Source organism: Mesorhizobium sp. M0208 (assembly GCF_040322015.1).
Lineage (GTDB): Bacteria > Pseudomonadota > Alphaproteobacteria > Rhizobiales > Rhizobiaceae > Mesorhizobium.
This window is the reverse complement of the sequence record NZ_JAMYSP010000088.1, coordinates 1-5,820: the sequence shown is the minus strand read 5'-3', so window position 1 is coordinate 5,820 and position 5,820 is coordinate 1. Positions and strand designations below refer to the sequence as shown.

4 protein-coding genes and 1 riboswitch are annotated in these 5,820 nt (G+C 61.3%); all 4 genes read left to right on the top strand.

The window, feature by feature from the left end; translation table 11 throughout:
* The coding region (locus NKJ17_RS33430; protein ID WP_352691970.1) for a hypothetical protein at positions 1–469 on the top strand (469 nt) is incomplete at its 5' end.
* 304 nt (positions 470–773) lie between these two features.
* A riboswitch (glycine riboswitch) is annotated at positions 774–863 on the top strand.
* Positions 864–1,001: 138 nt separating this feature from the next.
* Positions 1,002–2,243: a D-amino acid dehydrogenase gene (locus NKJ17_RS33425; RefSeq protein WP_352691969.1), complete on the top strand. Its 1,242-nt coding sequence runs from the start codon at positions 1,002–1,004 to the stop codon at positions 2,241–2,243.
* Between the two features lie 11 nt (positions 2,244–2,254).
* The gene (locus NKJ17_RS33420; RefSeq protein WP_352691968.1) at positions 2,255–4,456 is read left to right on the top strand and encodes a malate synthase G; all 2,202 of its coding nucleotides are present in this window, start codon (positions 2,255–2,257) and stop codon (positions 4,454–4,456) included.
* A 218-nt stretch (positions 4,457–4,674) separates the two neighbouring features.
* Entirely contained in the window at positions 4,675–5,739 is a 1,065-nt protein-coding gene (locus NKJ17_RS33415) for a C45 family autoproteolytic acyltransferase/hydrolase (RefSeq protein ID WP_352691965.1), read from the top strand.
* Positions 5,740–5,820 lie beyond the last annotated feature (81 nt).

Genomic DNA, 5,820 nt, shown 5'->3' with positions numbered 1-5,820 from the left:
TGAACAAAGCAGTTTCTGCTTAAGCTTTCAGCAGCACGGAACACCAGCGATGGCGACCCAACAGGCCGCCAGCGATCTCGCGAGGGGCGAGGCACCAAGATCGCTGCTCGAAGCGTGGCGTGGACACAGTGTTCGGCATCTCCGAGTCCATACGGTCGAACTCTATGGTGGGTTGACACCGTCCAAGATACGCCGCGGTGACCAAGGCGCGAGCGTCAGGGCCGACCACTATGCGCGGGTTTTCCCGCTGGCCGTAGCCTCTCCCACTGGCTCACCTATGGCGCGAGGCGCCGTCAGATACGGCGACTCGCAACGCTTCGCCGGCGTCATAGAGTTGCGCGAACTCCAAGTTTTGGAGCAGGCTAGCCAATACGCTTACGCCGGCAACGGCAACCACGAACTCGAATATCCCGTTTATAGTGGCGACCGCCCCGCCGCTGGCACGCAGTTCTTCGGCCAGCGTGCATGAGCAGCAATACGCAGGCTGGCGTCGACAGACAAACATCACCATTACTCCGCATACTACACCAATTGCCAGTGAATGTTGTTGAGCTCGGTAGAAGCGGAGTAGAAACTCGCCATTCCGGTGCCTCGAGTTCTCAGATGTGCTTCCATGAGGCACTCAAGTGACCCATTTGTTGTTGCCGAAGAAAAAGGGGCATTCTTGGTTCGCGCGTTTCAGCGCGCCGTCAAAAAAGATGGACCTGTTTCACGAATGAAGGATAGCTGGGCGGCAACTGTCGTTGGACAGAGCTATAAACGGAACCGTTTAATATCGCAGTATGGGAGAGATCGGCACGCTGCCGACACCCAAGGAGCAACCCCCAAGGAAACACTCAGGTACAAGCGACCGTACTGCCGAACAATCTGGAGAGAGACGCCGTCAGCGTCCACCGAAGGGAAAGCCGGGCCGCTCCGGCTAAACTCTCTACAGGGAACAGATTTGAGGAAGGAAACACGGACCGACTGACCCGAACCCGTTGTCCTGTCTGGAGACTGAAATGCCTAAGATTGTTGTGATTGGTGCCGGCATTACCGGCGTGTCGACAGCCTATGCCCTATTGGAACACGGGTATGAGGTCACCGCGCTAGAGCGTCAGCGCTATGCCGCAATGGAGACCTCATTTGCAAACGGCGGCCAGCTGTCGGCGAGCAATGCGGAAGTCTGGAACCACTGGTCGACGATCTTAAAGGGCATCAAGTGGATGGCGAGGCGCGACGCGCCACTCCTCATGAACCCCGCGCCGACATGGCACAAATATAGCTGGCTTGCGGAATTTGTATCCCATATCGCCAAGTATCGCGAGAACACTGTTGCTACCACCCGGCTGGCGATAGCGGCGCGCAGGCACATGTTTGAGATCGCTGAGCGTGAGGGTATCGATTTCGATCACGTTCGCCGGGGAATCCTTCATGTCTATTGGGATAAGACGGGCTTCGACCACGCTACGAAAGTCAATCAACTCCTCGTCGAAGGAGGCCTGGACAGGCGACCGGTAACAGTGAGCGAGATCGCTTCCATTGAGCCGGCCTTGCGGGGCGCTTTCTATGGGGGTTTCTACACACCTTCGGACTCAACAGGCGACATCCACAAGTACACCACCGGATTAGCCCGCGCGTGCGAACGGCGTGGTGGAAGTTTTCACTATGACGCGTCGGTGACGAAGATTGAGCGACGCGACCGGTTCAGGCTGACCTACTCTAACCATGCTTCCCCGGCTCAGGTTATCGAGGCCGACGCGATCGTCGTTTGCGCCGGCTCGAATAGCCGTGACTTCGCGGCGATGTTGGGGGATCGCCTCAACATTTATCCCGTCAAGGGCTACTCAATCACGGTCCAGCTGGAAGACAACGCGGCCCAGGAAGCCGCTCCTTGGGTGAGCATCCTCGATGACCGTGCCAAAATCGTCACCAGCCGGCTTGGTGAAGCGCGCTTCCGAGTGGCCGGGACCGCAGAGTTCAATGGCCAGAACCGTGACATAAGGGAAGACCGCGTAAGGCCTCTGGTAGACTGGACGCGGCAGCTGTTCCCGGGCGTCAACACGAACCGCATCGTGCCGTGGGCTGGCCTCCGTCCAATGATGCCGAACATGATGCCGCGTGTCGGCAAAGGTAAGGCTCCGGGCGTCTACTATAACACCGGGCACGGGCACCTTGGCTGGACACTATCTGCTGCGACATCAGCCATGTTGGCTGAGACCGTCGCAAAGGATCTTCCTGTCCTCGATCATCTGGCGGCATAAGGGAGGATAAGGTGGACATTCAGCAGTTAAATGCCGGCCGCATCGAAGCCGCGGGGCTGAAGATCGACAGGAACCTCTACGACTTCGTGGTGGACGAGGCGCTGCAGGGAACCGGCATCCGCAAGTCGGAATTTTGGGCGGCCTTTTCGGCCATCGTGCACGATCTTGCACCCACAAACCGGGCATTGCTGCGCAAGCGCGACGAGATCCAAGAGGCCATAGACAAGTGGCATCGCCGCCACGGCTCCCATGCCGATCTGCAATCCTACAAGGCTTTCCTCGAGGAGATCGGTTATCTCGTGAAGGAAGGACCGGACTTCCTAGTCGCCACAGCCAATGTGGACCCGGAGATCACCACGATCGCCGGACCGCAGCTCGTTGTGCCGGTGATGAACGCGCGCTACGCCCTGAACGCGGCCAATGCGCGATGGGGCTCGCTCTACGATGCGCTCTACGGCACCGACGCCGTTTCAGGGGCGCAAGGCGCCGAGCGCGGGCCGCGCTACAATCCCGCGCGCGGCGAGCGGGTAATCGGCTGGGCGCGCAAGCTGCTGGACGATACCGTACCGCTCGCCGGAGCAAGCTGGAGCGACGCCCGCAGCTTTTCCGTCGAGGAAGCGGTGCTGCACGTCAAGACCGCGCATGGCAGCATGATCGGCCTGAAGCGGCCGGATCAGTTTGCCGGCTATCTCGGCGCGCCGCATAAGCCCACGCACTTCCTGCTGCGCAACAACGGCATCCATATCGAGGTGCGGATCGACCCGACGTCTGCCATCGGCCAGTCGGACGTTGCCGATATTTCGGACGTCTGGCTGGAATCGGCGATCACAACGATCATGGATTGCGAGGACTCGGTCGCGGCGGTCGACGCCGAGGACAAGGTGATGGTTTATCGAAACTGGCTGGGCCTGATGAACGGCGACCTGTTGGAGGAGATTTCCAAGGGAGGCAAGACCTTTGTACGCAGCCTCAACCCCGACAGAGAGTTCATCGCGCCCGACGGATCGATCTTTCGCCTGCGCGCCCGCGCGCTGATGCTTGTGAGAAATGTGGGGCACGTGATGACCAGTCCGGCGATCCTCGACCGCGACGGCAATGAGGTGCCGGAAGGCATCATGGATGCCATGATCACTGCGATGATCGCGCTGCACGATGTTGGCCTGAATGGCCGGCGGGCAAATTCGCCAGCGGGCTCAGTCTATATCGTGAAGCCGAAGATGCACGGACCCGAGGAGGTCGCCTTCGCGGTCGACCTCTTCCGCCGTGTCGAGCTAGCGCTTGGGCTTCCGGCCAACACGCTCAAAATGGGCATCATGGACGAGGAGCGCCGCACCACGGTGAACCTCAAGGAGTGCATCCGCGCCGGCCGCGAACGCGTGGTGTTCATCAATACGGGCTTCCTGGACCGCACCGGCGACGAGATCCACACTTCCATGGAAGCGGGGCCGATGATCCGCAAGGGCGACATCAAGCAGTCGACCTGGATCGCGGCCTACGAGAACTGGAATGTGGACGTCGGCCTGGCCTGCGGGCTCGCGGGGCGCGCTCAAATCGGCAAGGGCATGTGGGCGATGCCCGACCTGATGGCGGCCATGCTGGAGCAGAAGATCGGGCATCCGAAGGCCGGCGCCAACACGGCGTGGGTGCCGTCGCCGACGGCGGCGACTCTCCACGCCACGCACTATCACCGCGTCGATGTACATGCGGTGCAGGAGAGCGTGAAGAGCCGTCCGCACGCCAGTCTGGACGATATCCTTTCCATCCCGGTAGCGGTGCGGCCCAATTGGGCACCGGAAGATATGCAGAAGGAGCTCGACAACAACTGCCAGGGCATCCTCGGCTATGTTGTGCGCTGGATCGACCAGGGCGTCGGCTGCTCCAAGGTGCCCGACATCGACGACGTCGCGCTGATGGAGGACCGCGCCACGCTACGCATTTCCTCGCAGCACATCGCGAACTGGCTGCATCACGGGGTTTGCGCGCGCGACCAGGTGATGAAGACGTTGAAGCGCATGGCTGCGGTCGTCGATCAGCAGAACGCCGGCGACCCGCTCTACCGGCCGATGGCATCGGACTTCGACAATTCTATCGCGTTCGCTGCGGCGAGGGATCTGATCTTCACGGGGCGCAAGCAGCCGAGCGGGTATACGGAGCCAGTGCTGCATGCCAGGAGGCGGGAGTTGAAGGCGCGCCTCAACCGATCCAACCAATAGCAAACGATGAATATGAATGCGCTTACCTCGCCCTCGCTAGTCCAACGCCAGTGATTGAAGCCGCACCGGCGAGCCACAACATGAAAACCGATGTCCCGCTTCGGCCTCCTGGAAGCGCGGGTTTCGCCGCGGCCTCGCTCGTGCTTGCCGCCGCCTTTGGCGCGAGCCTGCCCTCGTCCCTATCTTGACGGCACCCCACAGTGAAACAGAGGCCCCGCATGTCCAGAAATACTATCACCCGTGTATGCGCCAAGGGCGATGCCTTCTCCATAGGCTTCGCGCTCGGGCGGGCCAGCGCCTCCGGCTTCAGCGAAGGGGTCCTGCGCACAGAATATTATCGGGCGCTGAACGCACGCTGGCGCGGATCCGACCATCTGAAGACATTGGAATCCGCGGCGCGCGCCGCGTATCCGCGCTATGTGCGCGAGATCGAGGGGATCGCCCAGGGTGCAGGGCAGGATTTTGAAGACGTCTTCCTTTGGAACTGCCGTGGCGACCTACGCCTACCCGAAGGCATCTCCCCGGCAACGAAAGCTCTCGCTGCCACAGGCTGCACCTCGCTCATGATCCCCGGGGAAGGTGATGGCCCGGCGATTATTGCCCACAATGACGACGGCGCGGCAGAAATTCTCGGCGCCTGTCTCTGGGTCGAAGTCGAGCCGGATGAGGGCCCGGCATGGAGTTGCTTCATGTACCCCGGCATGGTGCAGGGGCACACGTTCGGACTGAACGAGGCTGGGATCGTCCAGACCGTCAACAATATCAGCGCCCACGATCTTCAGCCTGGCGTGCCGCGGCAGATCATCTGCCGCGCGATCCTCGATGCGAGAAGTCTTGACGAAGCGGTTGACATCCTGAAGCGCAAGGACCGTGCGAGTGGCTTCCATCACAATCTCGGCGAGGCGAAGACACGCCGGCTCCTCTCGGTGGAGGCGCCCGCCTCCGGTTTTGCTGTTCGAGAGGCCGCGTCGCCCCGAGCCCATGCCAACCACCTGCTCTTCAGTGAATTCGACGGGCTGGAGCAGACGATTACCCAGTCATCTCGTAACCGGCAGGAAACGGCAGACCGGATGATTGCGGAAGGTGCGCTCGTGGGTGGCGCGGAGGCGGTGCTCTTCGAAGAGAGCGCCCCGATCTACCGCGACACAGACCGGAAATGCGACGACAACATCCATACCCTCGCTACGGGCGTCTTCGCGCTTTTCCCTGATCGCATCGAATGGCGCGTGCACGCTGCACCAGACGAGCGCGACGCACTCAGCGGAACGATGCGCGTCACCTAGCACTACTTTGGCAGATTTTTAGCGGAGAGGGTTCTGCGGCAGTGGGGACAACGGATTGGGGGCGGCTGCGCGAGCGCGGTG